26 protein-coding genes and 1 pseudogene are annotated in these 24,167 nt (G+C 60.0%); 21 read left to right on the forward strand and 6 right to left on the reverse strand.

Annotation, left to right across the window (positions count from 1 at the left end):
- The first annotated feature begins 108 nt into the window (after nucleotides 1-108).
- The 5 genes from K2Q04_RS02110 to K2Q04_RS02130 all read left to right on the forward strand — a co-directional run bounded on the left by K2Q04_RS02110 (nucleotide 109) and on the right by K2Q04_RS02130 (nucleotide 3,019).
- Nucleotides 109-369, forward strand: coding sequence for a hypothetical protein (locus K2Q04_RS02110; protein ID WP_244531202.1), 261 nt, complete (start codon nucleotides 109-111; stop codon nucleotides 367-369).
- 185 nt (nucleotides 370-554) lie between these two features.
- Complete coding sequence (locus K2Q04_RS02115; RefSeq protein WP_291158575.1) at nucleotides 555-1,001, forward strand: DNA polymerase III subunit chi; 447 nt, start codon at nucleotides 555-557, stop codon at nucleotides 999-1,001.
- A 57-nt stretch (nucleotides 1,002-1,058) separates the two neighbouring features.
- Nucleotides 1,059-1,901, forward strand: a complete 843-nt coding sequence (gene rlmJ / locus K2Q04_RS02120) for a 23S rRNA (adenine(2030)-N(6))-methyltransferase RlmJ (RefSeq protein ID WP_291158579.1) — start codon at nucleotides 1,059-1,061, stop codon at nucleotides 1,899-1,901.
- 229 nt (nucleotides 1,902-2,130) lie between these two features.
- Nucleotides 2,131-2,346 carry a cold-shock protein gene (locus K2Q04_RS02125; protein WP_291158583.1) on the forward strand — a complete coding sequence of 72 codons (216 nt, stop codon included), beginning with the start codon at nucleotides 2,131-2,133 and terminating at the stop codon, nucleotides 2,344-2,346.
- A gap of 409 nt (nucleotides 2,347-2,755) precedes the next feature.
- A complete protein-coding gene (locus tag K2Q04_RS02130) occupies nucleotides 2,756-3,019 on the forward strand; it encodes a hypothetical protein (protein WP_291158587.1) in 264 nt (87 codons plus the stop codon).
- Nucleotides 3,020-3,102: 83 nt separating this feature from the next.
- Here K2Q04_RS02130 and K2Q04_RS02135 read toward each other — a convergent pair whose 3' ends face one another.
- Complete coding sequence (locus tag K2Q04_RS02135) at nucleotides 3,103-3,387, reverse strand: hypothetical protein (protein ID WP_291158590.1); 285 nt, start codon at nucleotides 3,385-3,387, stop codon at nucleotides 3,103-3,105.
- Between the two features lie 293 nt (nucleotides 3,388-3,680).
- On the opposite strand from K2Q04_RS02135, the gene K2Q04_RS02140 reads away from it, so the two are divergent.
- Together K2Q04_RS02140 and K2Q04_RS02145 are read left to right on the forward strand one after the other, a co-directional pair.
- Nucleotides 3,681-3,983: a hypothetical protein gene (locus tag K2Q04_RS02140; RefSeq protein WP_291158595.1), complete on the forward strand. Its 303-nt coding sequence runs from the start codon at nucleotides 3,681-3,683 to the stop codon at nucleotides 3,981-3,983.
- A 197-nt stretch (nucleotides 3,984-4,180) separates the two neighbouring features.
- Nucleotides 4,181-4,966, forward strand: coding sequence for a hypothetical protein (locus K2Q04_RS02145; RefSeq protein ID WP_291158599.1), 786 nt, complete (start codon nucleotides 4,181-4,183; stop codon nucleotides 4,964-4,966).
- Between the two features lie 49 nt (nucleotides 4,967-5,015).
- On the opposite strand, the gene K2Q04_RS02150 is transcribed toward K2Q04_RS02145, so the two are convergent.
- On the reverse strand, nucleotides 5,016-5,384 hold the full coding sequence (locus K2Q04_RS02150) for a response regulator (protein WP_092867888.1): 369 nt from the start codon (nucleotides 5,382-5,384) through the stop codon (nucleotides 5,016-5,018).
- Nucleotides 5,385-5,558: 174 nt separating this feature from the next.
- Nucleotides 5,559-6,206, reverse strand: a complete 648-nt coding sequence (locus K2Q04_RS02155) for a histidine phosphotransferase family protein (protein ID WP_092867887.1) — start codon at nucleotides 6,204-6,206, stop codon at nucleotides 5,559-5,561.
- A gap of 281 nt (nucleotides 6,207-6,487) precedes the next feature.
- On the opposite strand from K2Q04_RS02155, the gene K2Q04_RS02160 reads away from it, so the two are divergent.
- The 9 genes and pseudogenes from K2Q04_RS02160 (at nucleotide 6,488) to K2Q04_RS02200 (ending at nucleotide 16,256) form a co-directional block, all read left to right on the forward strand.
- Nucleotides 6,488-7,342, forward strand: a complete 855-nt coding sequence (locus tag K2Q04_RS02160; protein WP_291158609.1) for a 3'(2'),5'-bisphosphate nucleotidase CysQ — start codon at nucleotides 6,488-6,490, stop codon at nucleotides 7,340-7,342.
- Nucleotides 7,343-7,601: 259 nt separating this feature from the next.
- Nucleotides 7,602-8,405 carry a DUF1134 domain-containing protein gene (locus K2Q04_RS02165; RefSeq protein WP_291158613.1) on the forward strand — a complete coding sequence of 268 codons (804 nt, stop codon included), beginning with the start codon at nucleotides 7,602-7,604 and terminating at the stop codon, nucleotides 8,403-8,405.
- A gap of 124 nt (nucleotides 8,406-8,529) precedes the next feature.
- Nucleotides 8,530-9,942 carry a hypothetical protein gene (locus K2Q04_RS02170; RefSeq protein ID WP_291158619.1) on the forward strand — a complete coding sequence of 471 codons (1,413 nt, stop codon included), beginning with the start codon at nucleotides 8,530-8,532 and terminating at the stop codon, nucleotides 9,940-9,942.
- Between the two features lie 131 nt (nucleotides 9,943-10,073).
- A pseudogene (locus tag K2Q04_RS02175) lies at nucleotides 10,074-11,075 on the forward strand (cation diffusion facilitator family transporter).
- Between the two features lie 208 nt (nucleotides 11,076-11,283).
- Entirely contained in the window at nucleotides 11,284-12,309 is a 1,026-nt protein-coding gene (locus K2Q04_RS02180) for a YeiH family protein (RefSeq protein ID WP_291159112.1), read from the forward strand.
- Between the two features lie 16 nt (nucleotides 12,310-12,325).
- Nucleotides 12,326-13,255, forward strand: coding sequence for a LysR substrate-binding domain-containing protein (locus K2Q04_RS02185; RefSeq protein WP_291158624.1), 930 nt, complete (start codon nucleotides 12,326-12,328; stop codon nucleotides 13,253-13,255).
- Nucleotides 13,256-13,338: 83 nt separating this feature from the next.
- Nucleotides 13,339-14,232: an NAD(P)-dependent oxidoreductase gene (locus K2Q04_RS02190; protein ID WP_291158628.1), complete on the forward strand. Its 894-nt coding sequence runs from the start codon at nucleotides 13,339-13,341 to the stop codon at nucleotides 14,230-14,232.
- On the forward strand, nucleotides 14,229-15,473 hold the full coding sequence (locus K2Q04_RS02195; protein ID WP_291158631.1) for a class I SAM-dependent methyltransferase: 1,245 nt from the start codon (nucleotides 14,229-14,231) through the stop codon (nucleotides 15,471-15,473). Before K2Q04_RS02190 ends, K2Q04_RS02195 begins: the two co-directional genes overlap by 4 nt.
- 6 nt (nucleotides 15,474-15,479) lie before the next feature.
- Nucleotides 15,480-16,256, forward strand: coding sequence for a glycosyltransferase family 2 protein (locus tag K2Q04_RS02200; protein ID WP_291158634.1), 777 nt, complete (start codon nucleotides 15,480-15,482; stop codon nucleotides 16,254-16,256).
- An 18-nt stretch (nucleotides 16,257-16,274) separates the two neighbouring features.
- Here K2Q04_RS02200 and K2Q04_RS02205 read toward each other — a convergent pair whose 3' ends face one another.
- Both K2Q04_RS02205 and K2Q04_RS02210 read right to left on the reverse strand, forming a co-directional pair.
- Nucleotides 16,275-17,711 (reverse strand): tetratricopeptide repeat protein, encoded by a 1,437-nt coding sequence (locus K2Q04_RS02205; protein WP_291158636.1) that lies wholly within the window; start codon nucleotides 17,709-17,711, stop codon nucleotides 16,275-16,277.
- A gap of 117 nt (nucleotides 17,712-17,828) precedes the next feature.
- The gene (locus K2Q04_RS02210; protein ID WP_366935732.1) at nucleotides 17,829-18,296 is read right to left on the reverse strand and encodes a PilZ domain-containing protein; all 468 of its coding nucleotides are present in this window, start codon (nucleotides 18,294-18,296) and stop codon (nucleotides 17,829-17,831) included.
- Nucleotides 18,297-18,485: 189 nt separating this feature from the next.
- Between K2Q04_RS02210 and K2Q04_RS02215 the strand changes: the two genes are divergently transcribed.
- Entirely contained in the window at nucleotides 18,486-18,728 is a 243-nt protein-coding gene (locus tag K2Q04_RS02215) for a hypothetical protein (RefSeq protein ID WP_291158643.1), read from the forward strand.
- Here K2Q04_RS02215 and K2Q04_RS02220 read toward each other — a convergent pair.
- Entirely contained in the window at nucleotides 18,628-19,011 is a 384-nt protein-coding gene (locus K2Q04_RS02220; RefSeq protein WP_291158644.1) for a transcription termination/antitermination NusG family protein, read from the reverse strand. The genes K2Q04_RS02215 and K2Q04_RS02220 overlap by 101 nt on opposite strands.
- 176 nt (nucleotides 19,012-19,187) lie before the next feature.
- On the opposite strand from K2Q04_RS02220, the gene K2Q04_RS02225 reads away from it, so the two are divergent.
- From K2Q04_RS02225 to K2Q04_RS02240, 4 genes are all read left to right on the forward strand, one after another.
- Nucleotides 19,188-20,627, forward strand: coding sequence for a sugar transferase (locus K2Q04_RS02225; protein WP_291158646.1), 1,440 nt, complete (start codon nucleotides 19,188-19,190; stop codon nucleotides 20,625-20,627).
- Nucleotides 20,628-20,915: 288 nt separating this feature from the next.
- The gene (locus tag K2Q04_RS02230) at nucleotides 20,916-21,644 is read left to right on the forward strand and encodes a Crp/Fnr family transcriptional regulator (RefSeq protein ID WP_291158648.1); all 729 of its coding nucleotides are present in this window, start codon (nucleotides 20,916-20,918) and stop codon (nucleotides 21,642-21,644) included.
- A 171-nt stretch (nucleotides 21,645-21,815) separates the two neighbouring features.
- Nucleotides 21,816-22,721, forward strand: coding sequence for a hypothetical protein (locus tag K2Q04_RS02235; RefSeq protein WP_291158650.1), 906 nt, complete (start codon nucleotides 21,816-21,818; stop codon nucleotides 22,719-22,721).
- Nucleotides 22,722-22,893: 172 nt separating this feature from the next.
- On the forward strand, nucleotides 22,894-23,997 hold the full coding sequence (locus tag K2Q04_RS02240) for an alpha/beta hydrolase (protein ID WP_291158652.1): 1,104 nt from the start codon (nucleotides 22,894-22,896) through the stop codon (nucleotides 23,995-23,997).
- Nucleotides 23,998-24,167 lie beyond the last annotated feature (170 nt).

Genomic DNA, 24,167 nt, shown 5'->3' on the forward strand with positions numbered 1-24,167 from the left:
GATGCCGTGCGAGCAAAACCTCGTGCTCGCAGAGTCAAAAAAAGTTAATTTTCGAATCGGATTCGTTTGCGTAGAGGATGCCAACCACGAAACTTCGAGGATCGACGAATGAGAAAGTTTGATGCGGCCCTGATGTCAGTCGTTTTGGCAGCAGGCACTGCACTTTTCGCCGGCGTGGCTGCTGCTGCCTATACCGCCAAAGTCAGACAGGCTTGCGCGGGCGACTACCAGAACTTCTGCTCGCAATATTCGCCTGAAAGCGTTGAGCTTCGCCGCTGCATTGAGGCCAACAGAAAAGGCCTGACGCCCACCTGCGTCACGGCTCTGATCGATGCGGGCGAAGTCCCGGCGAAATATCTGAAGAAGTAAAATCTGAAAGAAGATCGCAGCGGGCGGGAGCAAGCGGCTAGGCCGTCATGCTCACCGCCCGCACGGGCGTCAGCCGCATCAACTGGCGCCGCTCCGGACGGGGTTAGATAGGTGCTCCGGACCTGGGTTCAAGACCTCCCCCGCAAATTGTTGCGTTCCGGCGTGCAGTGCGCCATGCAAGCGGGATGGACGTCTTTTTCTACCATCTTGAGCAGCAAACGCTGGAGCGCGTTCTACCGAGCCTCCTAGACAAGACACTTGCGCGCGGCTGGCGAGCGGTCGTGCAGGTCGGCAGCGAGGAACGTTTGGAGGCGCTGGATCAGGCGCTGTGGACGTACGCCGACGACAGTTTTCTGCCGCACGGCACGGCGCGCATCGGCCACGCGAGCGAACAGCCGGTCTATCTGACGCTGACCGACGAGACGCCGAACGGCGCGGGCGTACGCTTTCTCGTCGATGGCGCCGAAGCGCGCGAGTTCAAGGGAGCCGAACGCTTTGTCTATGTTTTCGACGGACATGATCCGGATGCCGTCGCCATCGCGCGGGCCCAATGGAAGGCCGCCAAAGCCGCAGGCTGCACCGTCACGTATTGGCAGCAGTCTGGAACCGGGCGATGGGAACAGAAAGCCTGACGCAGTCAGCCCGCACCATTGCGGTTTGTCGCACACCCCGAACTCGATCGCTGCACCATGAATTATCACCATGACTATCACGCCGGGAATTTCGCCGACGTCCTGAAGCACATCGTGCTGGCGCGCATCCTGACGTACATGAAGCAGAAGCCGCGGCCGTTTCGCGTGATCGACACGCACGCGGGTGCTGGGCGCTACGATCTCGCAGGAACGGAAGCGAGCAAGACGGGCGAATGGCGCGACGGCATCGCCCGGCTCTTCGAAGTTGAGTTGCCGCCGGCCGTTGCGGAACTAATCGCGCCCTATCTCGAATGCGTCCGCGCGATGAACGGCGATGAACTTCGATATTATCCGGGAAGTCCCCTGATCGCCCGCCAACTCATGCGCGCCGACGACGTGCTGATCGCGAACGAGTTGAACGCCGCGGATTTCGCGAGGCTCAAGGAGGAACTGCGCCGCTTCAAGGCGACGACGGTCCTCAACATCGATGCCCGCCACGCCGTGAAGTCGCTGCTGCCGCCGAAGGAGCGGCGCGGCCTCGTGCTGATCGATCCGCCGTTCGAGGCAAAAAGCGAATTTGCGGACCTGGCGACGGCCGTCGGCGAGGCCATGACGCGCTTCGCGTCGGGCACCTACGCCATCTGGTATCCGCTCAAGGACGAAGCGGCAGCGGACCGCTTCGTGGCGACTGTTACGTCTCGCGATGGGCTCGAATTTCTCGACGTCAGACTGGCAGTCTTGAAGTCTTTTGCGGGACTTGGCCTTACGGCGTCCGGCGTTCTCGTCATCAATCCGCCGTACCTGCTTAGAGACGAACTCGAAGCGATTTTGCCGGTTCTGAAAGATCTGTTGGCGGAGGGTTCGGGTGCGAGCTTCGAGTTGCGCTCCGCCGATCAATAACCGTCATATAGTTGCTGTGCAGCATTTCGCCTTGCAAGGTGCCCGTATTTACAGGATAAATTGCCGCACGCTAAGGCGGGCAGCGGCACGGTAGCTCCCGATGCGTTCTACAGGTCCGGCGCGAGTTAGTGCGATCCGGCAGCAGGCGCTTGGGATCCTTCGGCTCCGAGGCTCGCCGCGGTGTTGATGCGAAGCTTGCATCGAATGCCGGGCCGCCAGGAGACGATGTATGCGCCAGACAAGTACCGTTAAATTTTATAATTCCCAGAAAGGCTACGGCTTCATCAAGCCGGATGCAGGGGGCAATGACGTTTTTGTGCATGTAACCGCAGTTGAGCGATCCGGAATTGGAGAGCTCAACGAGGGAATGCGAATTTCATTTGAGACCGAGCCCGATAAACGCGGCAAAGGTCCTAAAGCCGTCGATCTCCAAAGAGCAGGCTGAAGTTCTTTGAAGACTGACTTGCTCGCGTCTCGGCTCCGGTCGCGGCGCTGAGTAAGTATTGGCTTGAGCATTCTCATCCGCAAGCTCGAGCGAATTCCGCGTCGCTTTGACGTACGACGAGTCTCACTCATTCGCCATTTGCTGGTCGCTTGCCGCAGTTGGGGAACAGCGTTGCGCGTGCATTGGCGCTATGATGCACACGGTCACTCCGAACGATTCGATGGCGCACTTCGAAGCATTTGGACTGTTCCGTATTGCGAGCTTCGAAACCGAGGCTTTGAACAAAGGTGTGACGAAGGCCGAATATCCAGAATGGGGAGCGGCTCGTCAGTCGCGCAACTTGATGTGCGCGTCATCGGCGAGATTTCGGATGCTGGTATCACGCACCGGTCCAGGGGAGACTAACGAAATGAAGAAACTTATTCGTACGGGGCTCATCGCGTTCGCGGCCACGGTTGGAATGGCTTCGAGCTCGGCATACGCCGGCTGCGTTCTCGCTGGCGGCGAGTCCGTCATGGTAACGGAAGATCTCGCGAAGTTCATGGCTGGCCAGGCGCTCAAGCACTCGATTGAAAATCACGGCAGGACCGCGCGCGGCGCCGTGAGGGTCAAGTGCGATACGTCGTCGGTCGGCTTGCCGCACTGCACCGCACGTCAGAGGGCTTGCGGCTGAGCCGCCATTCTTTCTGAGACGAGCCCTTGAAAAATAACGACTCGCCGGCCGCTGTGCCGGCGAGTTTTTTTCTGGAAGGAACGCTACTTCGCCATGGCGTTGCGAATGGCGCCGACAATCGCAGTCAGAATGCCGCCGCTGACACCGGATCCCAGAATTTGGGTGATGATGGAAGCCGGATCCATGGCGCCACCAGCGACGGCCGTATTGAATACTTGTTCGAGAATTTGGCCACCGATGCCGCCGCCGACTATACCTGCAATGGCGTTGCCGAGCGTCCCGAGGCTCAGGTTCTTCAACAGAGCGCCGGCGGCGTTACCGCCGAGAGCACCGCTGATGAGCTGAATGATCAGTGGAAGATATTCCATGCGCCGTCTCCACGAGGCCAGTGGGACAACGGCTTGAGCCGTGCGGACTTTCCGCATCGGAGATGCCGCGCGCCGTTTAGCGCTCCCACAGTGGGAATCGTACCACACCCGGCGAATAAATCGCCAAGCTTCGCTTTGGAGAGGCCACCAAACCCGCAGATCAGTTGTCAAGAAGTTACAGCCTTGCGCCAATTGTGGCGCGTGACCATTTCTTCAACGCGCGCAATGATAATTTCAGTATCTATGGGTTATAGAACTGCTCGACACGTGAACGGTGCAGAGAGGCTACAGCGATGAAAATCAGGATTCTTTCGGCCATCTTCGCCAGTGCTTGGCTTTTCGGCATAGCCGCTCCCGCGATCGCTGCGGATGGCCAGTCTTCGTCGGATGGATATGCAATTCGCCACAAGCGCGGCGGCTACTCCTACGGCAAGGCAGACTCCATCAACACCTACGGCACCAACCGCAACAGGAAGCGCCCGCCCGGGCCGCCGTCATTCCGCGAGCAGACGATAGCTGGCCCGTTCGACAACGGCTTCTTCTTCGACTCGGGCGTGGGCAGCATCTGGGGCGGCAACTCGCCCTACATGCACTGAGCCAATAGTCCATTGGGATTGCTGAGCATAATGGCCGCCAGGTCACATCGGCGGCCGGGATGCTGTGGGTTTTTCCTTCTCCTGGCGACAAACCTGTCAACTGGTGCCGATGCGCCACTCGCCCTCGTCTTGCCATTGTGCTGACAATAGAAAGGCAGCCTGATCTCAGGGTGGGGCTTTGAGGGAGAACTAAAGTTATGCGCTTCTCGGTCAAACTCGTTTCCGCATTCGCATTGGCCGCGACCTTCGCCGTAGCAACAACCGTTTCGGCAAATGCGGAGTGCAAGCGTTACGGCTTCACCGTCAACGATTACGGCAAAGACGGCCCGACCAAAGACGCCAAAGAACTGCTCGACAAGCTCATTCAATCGAAAATGACCGAGCGCGGCGTCAGCGATTTCCGTACCGGCAAGAAGACCGTGTCGTGCGAGCTGTTTCTGAATTTCATCGTCTTCGATGAGCACACCTGCACCGCGGAAGCGACGGTGTGCTGGGGCGGCTCGTCGCTTCCCGGTTCCGAACAATCCTCAGCCGACGACGTCGCTGCTGAGCCCGCGAAGAAAACCGCTTCCGACGTCACGCCGGCCGAAACGAAACCGGCGAAAAAGAGCGTAACGAAGGAAGCAACGGCCCACGCCGACAGTGCTGCTCCGGCCCACAAGACGGCCGCTGAGTCGGTGCCGGATCCGAAGTCTGTCCTCGCTCACAAGGCGAAGAAGCCTGAGGAGAAGAAGGAAGCTGCAGCGCCGGCACACGACGCAAGCGCAGCCACCGCTGACACTGCGTCGTCTGACCCAGTCGTCAAGCCGATCCACAACGTCTCGAAGGTCGAGACGGGATCGCTGCCCGACGTTCCGGCGAAGCCCGCTAAGCACAAAGCGCAGAAGGCGCCGGCCGATGCCCCGGCTGCAGCTCCCGCGAACGCCGACGACGCAGGTTATCCGACTCCGCTGCCGCCAACGGACGGCGAAGGAGCTCAGTAAAGTCAAGGGCTAGTTGAAGTTCGGGCTTGTTTCGCGAACCGCCGTTTGATCAAGCGGCGGTTCGAATTTCCTGCAGCTTCATTTCGACGATCTGCCGGTTGTACGGCTTCAGCAGGAAATTATCGGCGCCGTGTGTGAGCGCTCGCTGAATCTCGAGCGGATCATTTTCGGTGACCAGATAAATGATGTAGGGCCGAACGCTCAGCTGCAGCGCGCGTAGTTTCCCAAGGAACTCGATGCTGTTCGAGCCCGGCATTCGCCAATCGAGCAGGATATAATCGGGCGCTTCCGAGCCTAGCCGCTCAATCGCGGCGATCGGGCTGTCCGCCTCGCTCACACGAAAGCCTAAGCTCTCGAAAATGAGCCGGGTGTATTTCCGGACGATCTCGGAATCATCGATGATGAAGCAGTGAAGCATATCGAGGGCGTCTCGCAAGCAGAGTGCTGCACCAACCGACAGCAAGGCGACCAGAGCAAACGATGTTCTGAAAAGTGCACGTAAAATACTAACGCGCTCTTAAGATGTATGGCGGAAAGGCAACCGCGATCGGATGAGTCCGATCGCTTCTCGCTCGGGCCCTTCTGGTCAGCCTCAGCTTGCCGGTTTCGCGACGAGAAGAATGTCCGCGCCATCCTTCAGAATTTCCAGCCTCATCCCAGCCGAGGGCGCGATGCGCCACGTGTAGTACGCCTGGATCGTGATGGCATCGAGCGCCAGCGGCTTGCCTGCAACGAAATCGGTCAGATACTGAGGCGGCCGTGCGGCCGTGCCCTTGCACCTGATGAGGAACGTCGGCTGCTCGAATGAGCCGCCGATGGAAACGTCGATCTCTCCGCCGCGCGGCAACGCCGTGACCGCGGAAGCGATGAGGTTGAGAAGAAGCTTCACCTTGTCTTTGGCGACGAGACCCGGCGCGCCACGCCATGTCAGCTTGTGCTTGCCCTGCGTGATGGCGACGAAGCCGCGAGAAATTTTCTCGGCGGTCGTCAGGTCGATCATGCTCCCGGCCGATCCGGCGGCGCCGAATGCAAAACGGGCAAATTCCAATCGCGCGGACGCCTGTTCCGTGACGTTCCGGATGACGTTCAGCGCATAGCTCTTCGCTTGTTCGTCGTCCTCCTCGTCGAGGATTTCCAGTCCGTTGAAGATCGCGCCGACCGGATTGATGATGTCGTGACAGATCTTGCTCGAGATCATTGCCGCGAGTTCGAGATCGGTCGGCGGAACGCGCTGGTTCATTAGTGACCCTTTTCTGAGATTCTCTCGATCGAGAGCGTGCAGCAGCTCAAGCGCGACAGCGCGACGCGAACCGGCGGAGGCGGCTTGCGATAATGCCCCATGCTCTGATACATGCGCCGAACGACGGTTGCCAAGTCTCGCGGCCGGTGGGCCGTCCAGGCCCGGATTTTCATGGAAGACATGGGTCTTACGCGCCACGGTAAGAACTGCGGCGCGGTAAAGCGTATTCGTAATCGCGGGCTCGGTCCGCGCCAACTGATTCGAACGGGGTTAGCTTCAAGATGTCGCCAATCGACGTCAACGATCACGATGCACTGATCGCGGCCTTGCTTCCGGCTGTCCGTGAGGCGGGGCGCCTCGAGATGGCGCATTTCACGAACGGCGTGAAGTTCGAGCAAAAGGCCGACAGGTCGCCCGTAACGGCTGCCGATCGTGAAGCTGAGGACATTCTGCTGGCAGGGCTGGCGGCCGTTGCGCCGGGTGTGCCCGTCGTCGCGGAAGAGCGGATCGCTGCTGGCGCCGCATGCGAATACGCGAAGCGATTTTTCCTCGTCGACGCGCTCGACGGAACGCGGCTTTTCATACGCGGCAAGCCGGAGTTTTCGATCAACATCGGTTTCGTCGAGGACGGTAGGACGCGGTTTGGTTTGATCTATCTGCCCCCGTCGGAGCGTCTGTTCGTGACGAGGTCGGATGGCTTTGCTTACGAAGCTCGGCTTTCCCAGAAAGACGAAGTCCCGTTTGCAGTAATGCAGTTCAAACGCCTCGTCACACGAACTCCCGATCCGGCCACACTCGTGGCGTTCAATAGCCGGGGCGTTGGAAGTGCGAGCGCCGGGCTCCTGGCAACGCTCAAGGTTCAGGACACGAGACCGCTCGGATCGTCGATGAAGTTCTGCCTCATCGCCGCTGCCGAAGGCGACCTCTACGCGCGGTTTGGCGAAACATACGAATGGGATACCGCCGCCGGCCAAGCCATACTCGAAGGCGCCGGAGGATCGGTTACGAAATTGGACGGATCGCTACTGACGTACGGGCATTTCGAACGAGGCTACCGTAACCCCTATTTCATCGCCTGGGGACGCCAGCCGCTGTGGCGCGGTGGCGAGTCCGAATTGTCCGCGCCGAGGGCATAAGCAACGCGAAGCGGCCATACTTTAGCAACACATAGCGGCGAATCTGTAGAATAGGATTCGGGCGCACGCTCGGTCTTCGGGAGGGGCACGCATCGCGTGCGAACCGGGCCAGATCTTGTCACCGCTCGGTCCTGCCAAAAAACGTGTTGCGAAAAAGAACAAGTGAGGGGTCACGCCGATGCGGCGCCGCGGCTTCGAAAGAATAGCGCGATCTAAATGTGCCGCCAGGAATGCGGCGTGTGCATCGATCTTCGGTCTGATGGCGTGCATGATCGTCGGAGGCTCGAGCGCCGGGGCGCAAGACGACGCCTATAGACCGCCGGCGGATACCTACACCGGCCAAAGCGGCGTCGACACGTACCGCTCATCTCCGCCGCCCCCTGACAATAGCTACGCCCCTCCGCCGCGAGGCGCTGCAGGCGGCGATCCCTATGGCCCCTACAACGGCCCCCGTAATCAGGGTGGCGACCAGGGAGGCGATCCGGGCGGCTACGGCGCTCCCTACGCTCCGCCACCTCAAAACGCAGGCAGGGATGACCGCTATTATGATTCCGGCCCGCCCCCGGGAGCGTCCGAGAGAAGTTCGTACTCGGAAGATGAAATTATCCGCGCAGGGAACAGTTTCTTCGGGAAAGTCAGCGGCGGACTGGCGTCTGCCATCGAATGGGCTTTCCAGAAGGCTGGTCGGCCCAATGGTTACATTCTGGGACAGGACGCAGCCGGAGCCTTCGTCGCGGGTCTGGCCTACGGAGAGGGAACTCTCTACACGAAGGATGCCGGCTCCTTTAGGGTCTACTGGCAAGGCCCCTCGGTCGGTTATGATTTCGGCGCCGACGGATCTAAAGTCATGACGCTCGTCTACAACCTCCGCGATCCGAACGACATTTTTGATCGATTCGGTGGCGTTGAGGGCTCGGCTTATCTCGTAGGCGGCGTCAGCGTGCAGTTTCAGAAGTCAGGCCATGTCTCGTTAGCGCCAATTAGGGCGGGGGTAGGCCTCCGACTGGGTGCCAACGTGGGTTATTTGAAGTATACAAGGAGTCCGACCTGGAACCCCTTCTGATGCCGGTGGTCGGCTCAGTGCCGGTTCGATGTTGCGGTGAAGCCCAAAAGGGGGTTTCTCTGCCGGTCTGGGAACGTTGCCGTCGGCGGGGGCCGCGAAGCTTTTCATTGCAGGGCGAGTTTTCTTGATAACCCTTTCCGCCGCGATGCTCGTGATGTTGGGCTTTCTGATCGCGGCCCTGATCGTGGTTGTGCTTTTGCCTGCGTACCGCCGCCGCGTCGAACGCTTCACCTCCGAAGCACTGAAGCGGACACTGCCGCTCACTGAAGCGGAAATTCGCGCCGACAAGGACCGCTTGCGCGCTGACTTCGCGATGGAACTGCACCGCCTCGAATCGAAGCTCGATGAAGCCGGCCTTTCGGCTGCCCGCCAGCGGGTCGAGGTCAATCGGCGCGATGCGAAGATACAGGAATTGTCCGAAGCGATCGCCGACCAGAAGATGAGCGTCGAAGAGCACGAAAATGCCCGTCGCGTTCTCGAACAGGCGATCCTCGATAGGCTCCCGAAGGTCGAGCAGCGTCTCGCCGAGACGCGAAAGCTGCTCGCGACGCGCGACCGTGAAATCAAGACGTTGTCTGCAACGAGCGCTAAGCAGGCCGCCGCGCTCGAGGAGGCAACGCAACTCAACAAGCAGCGCGAGAGAGAGCTTGCGCAACTACGTACGACGCTCGACACGCGAGCCATTCGCAATCGTGGCGCCGCCGCAGGCGCGAGTGCCGATAGCAACGTCGCTCTTCGCACGGAGCTCGAGGCGATGCGCGAGAAGACGCGCGAACAGGCAGCGCTGATTGAACGCTTGAAAGGTGCTGCCGCCGTCGCTCAAACATCTCCCGATCGCGATGAGCAGAATGCAGAAATCAAGAGGCTTCTGCTCGCGCTCGCCAAGGCGGAAGCCGAGCTGAGCACGCTGAAGTCGAGCATCGGCGGCGACGACGCTGAGCGGATGGCGCTCGAGGATCGCGTTGCCGATCTTCAAGCAGCCGTTGATACCAAGTCGACCGAAATGGCGAAGCTCAGGGCCGCGCTTAAGGTCTACGAAGAGAAGGATGCGCCGGCCCCCGGCATGATGGAGAAGGCCGACTTCAGCGCTCTGCAGGCCGAGCTCGAAAACCAGCGCCGAGTCATTACGGAACTTCGCGCCGAGATCGCCGCCGGACAAGAGCGCCTGTCGCGTCAGGCCCTCCGCTTCCACGAAGAGCTGCGCCGGATAACTCCCGAGCCGGTTGTCGAAACGCCATCCGATCGGGCAAACCCGGCAAGGCCGTCGCTCGCCGAGCGCATCTCAACGCCTCGCGAACCGCGACCGAACGGCGACAGTGCGGAAACGCCCGACCAGCGCCCCGACCAGCGCCAAGGATCATACCTGCGCGCCTTGAACGGCAATGCTGGCGGCGGACCTGCTGACGCAGTTCCCGAGAGAGTCGACTGGCCTCCGCCGTTGCCCGCCGCTGAAGCCGACAAGAACGCGGATAGCCCCGCGCCCGGCCCCCATCGTCCGCGACTTCTCGAGCGCATAAGCGGCATCGATAAACGCTAGTAGACCCGAGCGATTGGATCGGATATGGGCCCCTGGCGTTCTGCGATTGGGTTGTCAGCCGTACTTCCCATTTTATCGGGCGGCGCTGGCGTTACGTTGACCTATAATTTTCCTCTCGCGAACGGTGGATCATGACGGAGGTGTCGGAGTCACATAACGAGCACGATGCCGGGCACGATCACACCGGCCATAATCACGGGATCGGGTCGCACGGTCACAGCCATGGGCCGAAGGATTTTGGCTTCGCGTTCGCGCTGGGTACGGCTCTCAACATTGGCTTTGTCGTCATCTAGGTCGTAGCCGGTTTTCTCGCCAACTCGATGGCCCTCGTCGCCGACGCGGGTCACAACTTCGGTGACGTTTTAGGTCTGCTGATGGCCTGGGGCGCGAGCGCGCTCGCGAAGCGCCGTCCGACGCCGCGCTTCACCTACGGCTTCGGATCTTCGACGATCTTGGCCGCGCTCGCCAACGCGGTTCTGCTTCTCGTGGCTGTCGGCGCTATCGTGCTGGAAGCCGTGCAGCGGCTGATCGAACCCGCGCCCGTCGCCGGCGGCATGATGATCGTCGTGGCGTTCGCTGGTGTCCTGGTCAACGGCTTCACCGCTTGGCTGTTTGCGTCGGGTGGCGAACGCGACGTCAATATCCGCGGCGCCTATCTGCACATGATGGCCGACGCTGCCGTCTCGCTCGGCGTCGTATTCGCTGGTATCGCCGTATTGCTGACGGGATGGTTCTGGGTCGACCCGATAGTCAGTCTCATCATCGCTGCAGTGATCGTCTGGAGTACCTGGGGACTGCTGCAGGATTCCATGCGGCTCGCGATGCACGGAGTGCCCGTCAACATCAACACTGCGGACGTGCAGAACCGGCTGCTGCAACTCCCTGGCGTCGTGAGCATCCACGATCTCCACATCTGGCCCATGAGCACGACTGAAACGGCGTTGACCTGCCACCTCGTCATGCCGAACGGGCACCCTGGTGACGCCTTCATCGAAATGGCGACGAAAATGCTGCACGATCAATTTGAGATCCGTCACGCGACACTTCAATTCGAAGTCAGCGGCGACGCTCCGTGTGGCCTCGGCGCAGGCTGCACTGGGGGCAACAGCACCGCGGCCGGGCGGCACGCCTGAAGCGCCCCCGCGACCCCCCACAATTCTCCCGCGAAAACACGGCATTGCAGCAATCGATAAGTAAAATCGATTGAACGGAGAAATACTTTGCGTTGGAACTGCATTTCGACGGACGCCATGCTTCCGCATAGTCTCGTCGGAGAAACTTGTGCCGCAAGCATTGCAGTTCACGCCGCCCCCGTCGACAGAGAAGAATTTAGGCCAACCGATCGGTCCGCCCGTCCAGCGCCACGTGCGCGCGACATCAGCGCTGCATATCTGGCCGGGCCTCGCTCTAACGACGGCAATCGCTGGTCTCGCCTTTGGTCTTCGCGAAATCCCGGGCGTCGCGACCTTCAGCCCGATGATCCTCGCGATCGTCATCGGCATGGCTTTTCACAATATCGTGGGTACGCCCCTGCAGGCCAAGGACGGCGTCGCGTTCGCGCTTCGCCGCATCCTTCGCTTCGCGATCATCCTGCTTGGCTTTCAGTTGACGGCCCAGCAGGTCGCCGAGGTCGGCCCTCACGGACTTGCGATCATTGCCGCGACGTTGCTGGCGACGTTCGCATTTACGACCTGGCTAGGGCACATGGTTGGCGTTGATCGCAAGCTCACCCAGCTCATCGCGGCCGGAACATCGATCTGCGGTGCTTCCGCTATCATCGCCACAAACACGGTCACCAGGGGCCACGATGAAGATGTTGCGTACGCGGTTGCTTGCGTAACGATCTTTGGGTCGATTGCGATGTTTGCCTATCCGCTCCTGCCGGGTCTGCTGCACCTCGGTCCGCACGCGTTTGGTTTATGGGCCGGCGCCTCGATTCACGAGATCGCCCAGGTCGTCGCGGCCTCGTTTCAAGATGGCCAGTCGTCCGGAGAGTTTGGAACCATCGCCAAGCTCAGCCGTGTCATGCTGCTCGCGCCTATGGTGATCGGCCTCGGCCTTTTCACTGCGCGGCGTGAGAACCAGCCTGAGGCAGCGACCGCCACGCGAAAAGCGCCGATGCCATGGTTTCTGTTAGGGTTCATCGCGCTTGTTGCGTTGAACAGTTTGGTCGTTATTCCACCCGAAGCCAAGGCCGTGATCGTCCCGTCAACGACCTTCCTGCTGTCGATATCGCTGGCGGCAATGGGCCTCGAGACCGACGTTGCGAAGCTGAGGGCCAAGGGCCTCAAGCCGCTTTTGCTCGGGTTCGTATCGTCGCTATTCATTGCGGGCTTTAGCCTGGCTCTGATTAAAGTCGCGGCTTGAATGTGAAGAGGACCACATGACCCTCGAGCAATTGCGCATCTTCGTTGCCGTCGCCGAGCGCCAGCATGTGACGCAAGCGGCCCAGGAGATCAACATCACGCAGTCGGCAGCGAGTTCGGCAATCGCCGCGCTCGAAGAGCGCTATGCGGTGAAACTGTTCGATCGTGTCGGCCGCCGCATCGAGTTAACGGACGCGGGTCGCATATTCGTCACTGAAGCGCGCGGCGTTCTCGCGCGCGCTGCGACGGCTGAAAAGGCACTGCAGGATCTGGCCGGGATGAAGCGCGGAACGCTGTCGATCTTCGCCAGCCAGACCATCATCAACTATTGGCTGCCGCCCTTTCTCGCGACGTTTCATCAGCGTTACCCTGATATCAAGCTGAAGCTCAGCGCAGGCAATACGCAACAAGTCGCCGCTGCGACCCACGACGGTGCGGCCGACATCGGCTTCATCGAAGGCGCCATTGACGATGCTCACCTCTCGGTGCGCAGCATCGAAGGAGACAGGCTGGTCATTGTCGTGGGGCCCGCTCACGCTCTTGCCGCGAAACCCAAACTTGAGTGCTCCGATCTCATGTCGATTAAGTGGGTTTTGCGGGAGCAGGGTTCAGGAACGAGGACCGAGTTCGAGCGAGCACTCAAGGCATTGTCGCTGACCTTGGACGATCTCGACGTTGCTCTCGAGTTGCCGTCGAATGAGGCCGTGTGCGCCGCCGTCGAAGCGGGTGTCGGCGCGACGGCCATTTCAAATCTGGTCGTCCAATCGGCGCTGCTTTCAGGCAGGCTGGTTTCGCCGGATTTTCCCCTGCCGCGCCGGTCCTTCCACATTCTGCGACACAAGCAACGTTACGTCAGCCAAGCCGAACTGGCGCTTCTGGAACTGGTTGGAACAGGCACCCCACCGCCCGTAAAGCACCGCGAGAAAGAGACGCCGCCAGCCAATTGATCAGTCCGGCCACCCCCACAAGGCACGCGCAAGCCGAACCTGAAACAGATCAGCCACAGTGCGCGCGTGACGCGGAGGCGGCCATGAAAATTCTTCTCGTCGGGCATGGCTACGTGGGGTCCTATCTTTTGCCGGCCCTGGTTCAGGCCGGACATGACGTCTCGGTCTGTGATCAGAACGTCGATCGCCTCGCAGGCGTCCCAAACGCAATGCGCTGCCGGTACCAGGAACTGACCATCGCGGATCTCGCGGATTTTTCGGTCATCCTTTGGTTTGCCGGACATTCGAGCGTTCCGATGTCACTCGGCGATCCGGACGGCGCGCTCGCCAACAACTGTTTGGATCTCCTCCATTTTGCGCGCCGCAAACAGCTCAATTCGCGCTTGATCTACGCCAGCACCGCGAGCGTTTATTCGGTGATGATGTCGGAGAACGGCATCGCGCCGCCCTCGCTCGACGAATCCGAGACGAGGCTCGACCCGGTCAACCCGTATGACTGCTCCAAGGTCTCGATGGATGCGCTCGCCCGTTGCTTCGCCAACGGGATAACGGGCCTGCGCCTCGGAACGGTCTGCGGAATGAGTCCGTTGCTGCGGCCGGAGCTGATCTTCAACGCGATGAACATCGCAGCGATGCGCGACGGCTGTGTTCAGGTGCGCAATCGCAGGTCCTATCGCAACATCCTTTTCCTCGAAGACCTCGCGCATTACGTCTTGAGAATTATTGAACTCCGCCATGATCTGCCGCCGATCCTGAATACGGGCTCGCTCAACGCCAGCATCGGCCAGCTCGCGGACAGTATCGCGGCGTTCCACGGTGTGCCGGTCGTCGACCACGGCAACGCGCTCACCTACTCCTTCCAGATGAACTGCCAAAAGATCCAATCGCTGTGCGGTGCGCCGCGACCCATCAGCATCGCCGAACGCTGCGAGCGGTTCCGCGAGGCCTATCACCCCGAGCTACAAGCAGCATCATGACCGCAGATTGCGAACCACAGCGTACGTGCATCGTTTGCGGCGGCGAAGCGAAGCCATTGCTCGAATTGGACATCCAGCCGCCAGCCAACCTTCTTCTCTCAGGGCCTGACGAGCCGCACGAAGCCTTTCCTCTGGGCTTCGCGATCTGTCCCACCTGCACGCATGGCCAGCTGACTCACTTCGTCGATCCGGCCAAGCTGTTCAAGCATTACCTCTATGCGAGCGGTACGAGCGGAACGCTCAAGGCTTACTTCGAGTGGTTCGCAGACACATTGCTACGCGCCAGCAAGCCCGGCGCCCGCGTTCTCGAAATCGCCTCGAATGACGGCAGCCTCTTGGGGTGCCTGGAAGCACGAGGCTTCGACGCTGTCGGCGTCGATCCGGCGGAAAACCTCAACAAGATCGCGGCTGCGGCCGGCAGGAAAGTCGTCACCGGATTTTTCCCTGACGCCCGGCCAGAGGGGCAGTTCGACATCATCGTCGCGATGAACGTTGCAGCCCACACGCCGGACCCGGCGACGTTCATGCGCGGCGTGCGCGAATGCCTGGCGCCGGGCGGCGTGGCGATCATCCAGACCAGCCAGGCATTGATGATCGCCAACGGTGAGTTCGATACCGTCTATCACGAGCATTACTCGTTCTACACCGTCGCTTCGATGGCGCGCTTAGCGGAAAACAACGGCCTGCGCGTCGAAGCTTCGCAACTCACCTCGGTGCACGGCGTGAGCCTGCTATCGTTCCTACGACGAGCGGAAGACGACGTCGCGCCGTTTGCTTTTGATGGCGGCCAGCCTTTTTCCGTCGCGTGGCCGACGCCGACGCCACCGTCGCTTTCCCGCGATCTTAGAGGCTCCGAGGTCTTGAGCGCGTACGCGACATTCGCCGACGGTGCGAAGACCGCGATGAGCGCCGCCGCCGCCATCGTCAAGAAGCATCGAGCTGCGGGCCGCAAAATTGCGCTCGTCGGCGTCGCCGCGAAGGCCCTGACGTTCGTTCGCGCTGCAGGCATTGATCCGGACGTCTATCTCGACGAAGCATCCCTGAAGGTCGGGCTGACCATTCCCGGCACGCCGCATGCGATCGAGCCGTTCAGTAAAGCGGCCGACATCGCGGGCGACACGACGTTCCTGATCGGCGCCTGGAACTTCGCCGACGAGCTGATCGCAAAGATCAGGCGGCACAGCGGCGGCGCGTCACCGAAGTTCGTCATCTATTTTCCGAAGCTTCTCGAGATCGGGTGAGGCTCAATGCCCAAGCGGGTCGTCGTCTCGCATTTCTTCAACGAAGCTTATCTGTTGCCCTGGTGGCTCCGCCATCATCGCGAGATCTTCGATCACGGTGTCCTGATCGATTATCATTCGACGGATGACTCCGTTGCAATCTGCCGCGAACTCGTGCCCCATTGGGAAATCGTGCCTTCCGAAAACGCCACGTTCGCGGCGCTTCTGTGCGATTTCGAAGTGATGAAGCATGAGCAGCGCTTTCCTGACGCCTGGAAGCTCGTGCTCAACACCACGGAATTTTTCATGGCTCCGGGCCTGGCGAAGATGGAGCGCTTGGTCGCCCAGCACGACTTGACCGGTGTGCGCCTGCCTGGTGCCGTGATGGTCGATACCGACCCGAATAGCCCGCCCGATCCGTTGCGGCCGTTGGTCGAGCAAAAGGCGACGGGCATTTGGGAGGACGAGATCGACTTCGCCGCCCTCGCCATTCCGGGGCTGACATTTCCGACCCGAAGCAGGCTCTATCATCGCTACACGATCGGCGCCTATACGCCCGGCCGTCACGATTCCCATTTGCCGCGCCAATGCAACGGCAGCCGCGAACTCGGATCGATCCGGTGGTACGGTTTCAGTCCGTGGTCGAATGCATTCAAGGCGCGCAAGCTTCAGATTTCGGACCGGCGCGACTCCTTCGACATCAAGAACGGTTTCGGCGCGCAGCATCAAGCCGACATTGCCGAGCTTGATGGACGCTGGTCTAAGCTCAGGCCGTTGAGTGGCAAATTACGTAACGCCGCTTAATACCGCCGAACGCCGCGACTATCCGAAATTCGGCATTTCCGTCGCGGCAATCGTCTCGCGCAGTATTCTAGCCTGATCGCGCGTCGCGAACACCTCGAACCCGCGCCGCTCCAGTTCACGGCGACGCAGCTCGTCGAGAACGAGCGCCACGCAGGTCCTGACGATATCGTCATAGGGAACCGCCAGCATTGCGCTTCTGATGTCCTCGTCGATCTCCGTGCGAGGACCGCACTCCGACACGACCGCCTTCCGGTTCGCGAGAAGATACGAGGTCCGAACGATCTCGTGGATGCTGTCTTCGTAGAAGTGCACGTTCAGAACAACTTTCGCTTCCGCAATCGCCCGGTCACGCGCCTCTCCGTAAACGCTGAAGAGATGCTTGACGTTGAGTCCGGCCGCCACGAGACCCGCAAGAACCGCTTGGCGGCGCGGATTGAGGCTGCCGTAAAAGAGAACGTCGGTGCTCTGTTCAGTTCGGGGCAGATTGCGCGTCATCTCCGGCGTGTAGCCGATGCTGAAATGGCGGGCATACCGGCTACCCGTAAGGCGGCGCAAAGCCTCGATGTTGCGCACGCTGTAATCCCAGACCGCTAGCCGGCTCAATAGGCTCAAATAGACCGGCCGCGAGCGCACATCGAATCCAGTGACCTGCTCGAGATTGACGATCACCGTGTTCGACGGAATCCGGTCAGCAAGTTCCTGCGAGTCGATGAGATGAGCGCCGAGCAGCAGATTGATGCCGGAGTTTCCGAGCGCGTTGGTTTTGCGCTGAACGTCGACGCCGAGTGATCTGAATGCGCTCTCGAAGCAGAGCGTGAGGTCGTCGAACGCAGCCGAGTGCGGATTGCCCTCCGGCGTGATCGTGACGATGGTGACTTGGCGCCACGCTGGAGGGATGAGGTCGTTGCTGAGAAACTCCAGCCCAAACAAATCCGCATCGGGCAACGCAGCGGGTTGAGCGGCTGGCGGCGAGGTAGCCGCAGACTTGAGACGAGCCGACTGTTGCGAAACGGCAGACTGAAGCTTGCTGTGCAGTGCAAGTGCGTTCGGCTCGAGACCGAGTGCCGTGGTGTAAGCTTCCGCAGCCTCGTCGAACTGGCCGAGGTTGATGAATATATCGCCCAGCATCTCCCACGACGATGCGGAATTGTAGCCGAGGCTGATGGCCTTTCCTTTGGCTCTCGCTGCGAACTCGAGCTGGCCCATGGGGATGAGAACCGTCGCCAGCGCTTCGTACGCTTCGGCCGTGTCGGGCTCTTTCACGATCGCCTTGGCGAAGAGCTCTGCGGCGGCATCGAGTTCACCGCTGCGCGCCACCTGCAACCCTTCTAGGAGCAGTTCCGTAGCCGAGGCCGCAGCGGCATCGAATGCCGCGACGTTGCCGTGAAGTCCTTCCGCAGGCGACTCGCCGTCATCGATCAGGTCGGACAGCGAAGGCCATTGTTTCGTCGCCATCGAGTTCTCCGGGCAAACACACTCAAACGGAGATTTCGCCGAAAAGGGGAGCCGCCGAGCGCATTTTGAGATTTAGACCGGGAACCATGCGCGAGACTGTCGCCCGCGCGCGCAGGCTTAGAGCGATCCGGAGCCGGAATGACCGGCGCTGCCCGCTCGCTCCTTGGCGATGGCCGCGATGGCCCGAACGCGCAGTTGCTCGATGGCAGCCGCCTGGTCGCAGAGGAAGACGTACGCCGGGTCCGTCTCCCCGAGGGCAGGAAGGAGCTTGATCCCCGCCTTGTGCCACACGGACCATGCGATCTCGCCGGCGAGGACCATGTCGGGAGAGAAAGAGATCTGAATGGGGTCGCCGGTCGCAAGACCCTGGATTCCATCGACGCGGAGACCGGACGCGGAAAAATCGACGACCCGCACGCTCTGACTAACACCCCGGCATTCGAGGATCGCAGTAAAGCTGACCCGCTGCCTCGGATCCCGTCTGCGCAAGAAATTTCGTGACAAAGCCATTTGCGGCATCCCGCCCCAACCAGTCGTCGAACTCTCAAAACATGACGGCAGAAGCAATCCGGTCGCGGCCTGCATGCTCTGAACAAGATTCAAAGTGGTTATAAAGTACTATCTAAGAATTATCAGATCGTTACGACGATTCCAAAAAACCGACGTACGAGATCCATTCCACACCTTCGCACAATGCACGGCACGACGAAGCGTTGCATTTCTCCAAAAGGACTAGTTAATTAAGGTTAATACTCTCGATTCGAGGAGAAGTTTATGCGACCAGAACTTGAGGCCGTACTTGAAGCTTACCGGCAGGATGCAGCTGTCGAGGAGCAATTGATCCAGGAAATTCTGACCGTGCTCGCCGTAACCGGCGCGGCGCGCAAGCGGACCATCCAGGAGCTATCGCAGGTCATCAGTCGTCACACCATAAAGGCCGCCGAAGACCGCGACTATCGTCAGAGTTCGGAAGAGCTGGCGCGCTACGATTTTCATCAGCCGCTTCGGCAGATGTAGCGCGGGCACGCGTGCAGACGACGGATCTCACGCCGACCGTCGATAGGATGGGCCGCCATCGGCTTTGCGTGGAAGCCAGACACACGAAGAGGTAGCCCGGAAAGAGAGGGCGAAGCACATCGCTCACGCGCCGGGCGTGCCGAATTTGCTTTCGGATCACCGGCACATAAACATCGTATCCCTGATTTCGAAGATTGAACGCCGCAGTTCGCTCACGGTTCGGATGAGTGCTGACCGCAATCCAGATGGCATTGGAGCCGCGTTCGGAAACAAAGCAGTTCATGTGTGACCTCCGCAAATAGCGCGAAAGGACTAGCACTCAAGAGTGCTGTGGAGCCATGCGAGGCGACCGCTTATCCACAATTGCTCATGATGTAGAACTTGCTGGGCTAATCAAGAAGAACTAGTCCTTAGCCGGCGCGGTCCACCGACGCGACGCGCATCTCTCGGAGCCGCTGAATGCACCGTTTCGTTTTGCTGTCAGTTGATGTTGCGTTGATTGCAATTTCGACCCTGATGGCAATTGCTCTGTGCAGCCCTCAGGCATCATCCGCCCTCGTGGGAACGTATCTCGCTTTCACGCTGGCCGTTGCAGTTCCTACGCTATTGATTTTCGGATTGAATCGCACCGTTTGGCGGTTCACATCGCTGAACGATTGCTTGCCGATCCTGGTCGTCGCTATTTGGATCGTGGCGCTGGCGACAGCGGCAGTTTTTTCCTTCGATGGCGTGCAGGCCATTCCCCTTTCATTGCCGGTAATGCATGGACTGCTCATCCTATGCCTGCTAGTGGGAGTGCGGGCAGCAATGCGTCTGCGGCACTCGCTGAGACGTCGCGCGCGGCTGGCGAGAGCGCTCGCTCGTGATGGACGGCAGAGCGTTCTGCTCGTCGGTCTGAGCCCGATTGCCGATCTTTTCTTGCGTTGCGCCGCCGAGAATGCACACGAGCGTATTCACGTCGCCGGAATTTTATCCGACGCCGAGCGGCATCACGGCCGACTGCTGCGCTCGTGCAGGATCCTCGGTCGCCCTGAAGCCGTGGAGGACGTTTTTCATGACCTTTCGGTTCACGGTGTACGCATCGACAGCATCGTTCTTGCGACGCCGTTGGATCAGCTGTCGGCAGCCTCGCAGAGGTCGCTGGCCAATTTGGAAACGAATCACGGAATTCGCGTAGACCATCTCTCGGCGCAATATGGTTTGGGCGAGCTGACGTCCAACGTGGCTGCGGCCGTTGATGATGTTTCATCGGCGCAGGTCAACACCCCGCTGGTCCCGGGCTCAGGCGGCGGCAATCTCGCGCCAAGTTCGTATTTGCGATGGAAGCGCCTGATCGACGCGACGTTGGCGCTGATAGGCATAATTTGTCTGGCGCCTTCGATGGTGGTCATCGGCATCATCGTCATGCTGGATGTCGGATATCCGCTGATATTCTGGCAGCAGCGGCCAGGCGCATTGGGGAGGCCGATACGGATACTGAAGTTTCGCACCATGGGACGCGCACGTGACCAGAACGGACGCGCGCTGACCGATGCGGAGCGTGTCTCGAAGGTCGGAGCTCTGCTTCGCCGCCTTCGGCTCGACGAGCTGCCACAGGTTTACAATGTGCTGCTCGGACATATGTCGCTCGTGGGACCCCGGCCGTTGTTGCCAGTTGATCAACCGTCGTTTTCAGCGGCGCGCTTGCAGCTTCGGCCGGGCTTGACGGGCTGGGCGCAGATAAAGGGCGGGCGCCACCTCTCCGTCGAAGACAAGGCCGCGCTCGACCTGTGGTACATCAGGAACGCGTCGTTCGCTCTCGATATGCTGATCCTCCTGAACACCGCCCGGACGATCCTTTTCGGCGAACGGGTTGACCATCGGGCCATAGCCCAGGCCTGGCGCGACCTCAGGCCATAGCCCTGCGATCTTAGACTTATGTCCGCCTCGGAACCCGTTGGCGCCACAAGAAGTTTGAGCGGATTGGGGAGGCGGAAGCTTCCTCGGAGAAGGGGCGTTAACGGATGGGTTCCTGAAACAATTGGACATATTTGAAGAAATGAGGCAGAGTTTAGCCGCTTTTCTACATCGTGATGTTCACGACGCCGGTACTTCGGCGGATGCCGCTATTCCTTCTGCTAACGTCCGTTTCGAGTTACGCCCCGTGTCGATCGAGGCGTTCGAGTTTGTGTTGTGTGGAGTTTGAGTATGCTGCGACCAGGATCCGGTGATGCCGGCAGCAAAATCCTCGTCCGAAGAGTGCCTGGGCGCCATCGCGAGGCGGGCAAGATCCGCACCCTCGCACGCGACGAACTCCTTTTTGAAACAGGCGATCTCAAGACAAACGTTTATCGCGTCGAAGCGGGCGCGCTTTGCATCTCTTGCACCCGCCGTGACGGGACGATGGAGATCGTCGAATACGCGCTTGCCGGGGATGTCGTGGGCATGGGCTTCTTGGAGCGGCATGCCTGCAGCGCGCGCGCTTCTGTGAAGACTGTCGTCCGCTGCTTTCGGCTCGATGCAACCGACAAGCTGATCGCCAGCGACGCTCATAACAAGGCGAGATTCGACGAAGCCGTGGAGCGCGAGTTCGTTTTCCGCCGCGAAAGCCTGGCGAGATCTTCGCGCAATCAGCCGATGGTGCGCCTCGCGGCATTTTTGACGGCTGTCTCGCAACGCAGTCACGCCGAAGGCGGCGATCCTACGTTCATCGACGATACGGTGAACTGCGGTGTCATCGCCGATTTTCTCGGCCTCGACATCGAGGCGTTGACGATCGCGCTGACGCAGCTTGAGGCGCGCGGACTGATCGAAGCGGCTCCTCCCCATGGGCTGCGCTTGAAAGATCTGAGCGCGCTCAAAGCGGTTGCCGACGAGCAAGGCATGACGTCCGGCTCGCAGGCGTCGGATGACGTATTGCGGGCGGCACTTCAGTAATCAGCTCGCCCCTCCCGGCTTCCTCCCTATGTGGTCGGCCCCAAATTGTGGGCCTCTACAATCGGACAGAATTGTCCCACTGCCGCTCCGAACGTGAATGGCTGCATGCAGAGCAATGGACACTGAATCTTCGCCCGGGTTACGCTCCGCCCGCGTCCCGGGGGAATATGCATGGATGTGTCGGCCTTTCTTGGTCTGAAGAGACGTCCCATCCCGATCATCGTGCTTCCGAAGGCACGGCTCGGCAACAAAATGCTCCAATATATGTTCTGTACGGGCCTCGCTCGCCGCATACCGGGCGCTGCGGCATTCAACGGTAGCATGCCTGAATGGTCTATACCGGCCGGCTATCCAACCGTACCTCGGGACCGTACGCTCCGGGTCGAAGGCGGTCATGAATTCGATATCGACGCGATCGTGCGCGAATTCCACGAGAGCGGATACCAGGGCATAGAATGGTCCGGCTTCGCCTTTCGGATCGAGTATTACGATAGAGAGTGGGTTGAGCCGCTATTTAACGGAAGGAAAATAAGAGCGCCGCGATATGGAGACGATACGCTCGTCATTCACATTCGCGCAGAAGATATCCTCGAGGGAAGGCATAAGAATTATTGGCCTCTGCCTTTTGCCTATTTCGATAAGCTGATCAATGAGACGGGGCTGCGGCCGGTATTCATCGGCCAAACGCACGACGACAACGAATATTGCCGAAGGCTTCGCGGGCACTATCCGGAGGCTGAATTCTCACCGCGCGCGTCGCCTGTTTTTGATTTTGAAATTCTGGGGCGCGCAACGCACATCGCCACCTCGGTGAGTTCGTTTGCGTGGCTCGGATGCTGGCGCTCGTCGGCGAAGACAATCTATCTTCCGATCGCCGGGCTCGCTGACCCGCGTCAACGCCCCGACGTGGATGTCCTGCCGATCGGAGATCAACGCTACAAGTTCCATCTGTTCGAACTCGGTACTTGGCATGCTTCCGCCGATCAATTCGCCTATCTGTACGATGGCGAGGGCCGCTTCGAACCCATTACGCATGATCAGGCGGCGCAGTTGAAAAAGTTGCGCGCCGTCGCTTAGAGCTCGCGAGCTTGCAGGTGCAGGAAGTTGTCCTGCATCCAAATGAGAACATCGAGCGACCTTTTGACCGCTACGATTGCCATCAAGTCGACGCTTCACGCACATCAGTCTTGACGCGGGAGGCGAATGCACGAATCCCTTCGCTCTCGCCAAGATGGAGAATGCAAAACACATGAGCGATCACTCGTTTGCCGCGATCAACAAACAGCTATCGCTCTCGCGCCGGATGTTTCTTGGAAGTTCGCTAGCAGCCGCAACTCTACCCGCGGTCGAACGAGCAGAAGACGCAGCGCCGATTGGAAATCTCCAGCCTCGCCAGCTTCCGGCGCGCAGCTTGCCGGTGCCGACGACTGTCAGCAAGGAGCTGCAAGCCGTCATCGCCGCTCCATATGCACCCGAATGGAACGCACTCCCCGAGGATGCTGCAGCCTGGAAAGATCTTGCGGCGAAGAGCGCGGAAAGCGCGGCTCCGGCAGTGGCGGCAATTCGCGAACGTTTCGGCCTGACGGTCGAGAAGACAACGATGGCAGGCGTCCCTGTCTTCGTCATCACGCCGAAAGAGATCGCGCCGCAGAATCGCGAACGGCTTCTCGTTCACGTTCACGGTGGCGGCTACGTCCTCTTTCCGGGCGAAGCAGGAGCCGGTGAAGGCATGATGATGGCAGGCCACGGCAAATTCAAAGTCGTCTCGATCGATTACCGGATGGCGCCGGATTTTCCCTATCCCGCGGCGCTTGATGACGTCATGGACGTGTGGCGCGTGTTGATGGCCGCATACGACCCTCGCAAGATGGCGATCTTCGGAACCTCCGTCGGTGGAGCGCTGACTTTGTGCGCGACGCTTCGGGCAAAAGCCGAAGGGCTTGCGCTTCCGGGCGCCATCGGACCCGGAAGTCCTCTAGCTGATCTCACGTGGTCGGGAGATACGATCATGGCCAACGCGTTTGTCGACAACGCCTTGGTCTCGCGACGCAGCTGGGCAACCGGGGCAAGCGCCATCTACGTGGGCCAGCAGGATCCGCGCGATCCGATGCTGTCGCCGATCTTTGGCGACTTCAGTGGTTTCCCACCCGCGATCCTGACATCGGGAACGCGCGACCTGTTGCTGAGCGATACCGTACGCACGCATCGAAAGCTTCGCCAAGCCGGCGTCGTCGCGGAGCTTCAGGTTTTTGAAGGCCAGAGCCACGCCCAATATCTGACCCCGTCATTGCCTGAGTCAGACGAGGCGTTCGCAGAAATAGCGAAATTTTTCGAAGCTCATCTTGCCTCCTAGTATTCGGGGGAAGTCATAAAAGAGATTGTGACGGGCCAAAATAAAACCGTCACAATCAGTATTCGCCATATATCGCCCTGATGCCAAAAATGAGCATATATATCAGGCGTTTTTCATTGCATTCGATGCACGCAATTTTAAACATAGTGGATTCAAATACGATCCTGCCG

Source organism: Hyphomicrobium sp. (assembly GCF_019753045.1).
In the GTDB taxonomy this organism is placed as follows: Bacteria; Pseudomonadota; Alphaproteobacteria; order Rhizobiales; family Hyphomicrobiaceae; genus Hyphomicrobium_B.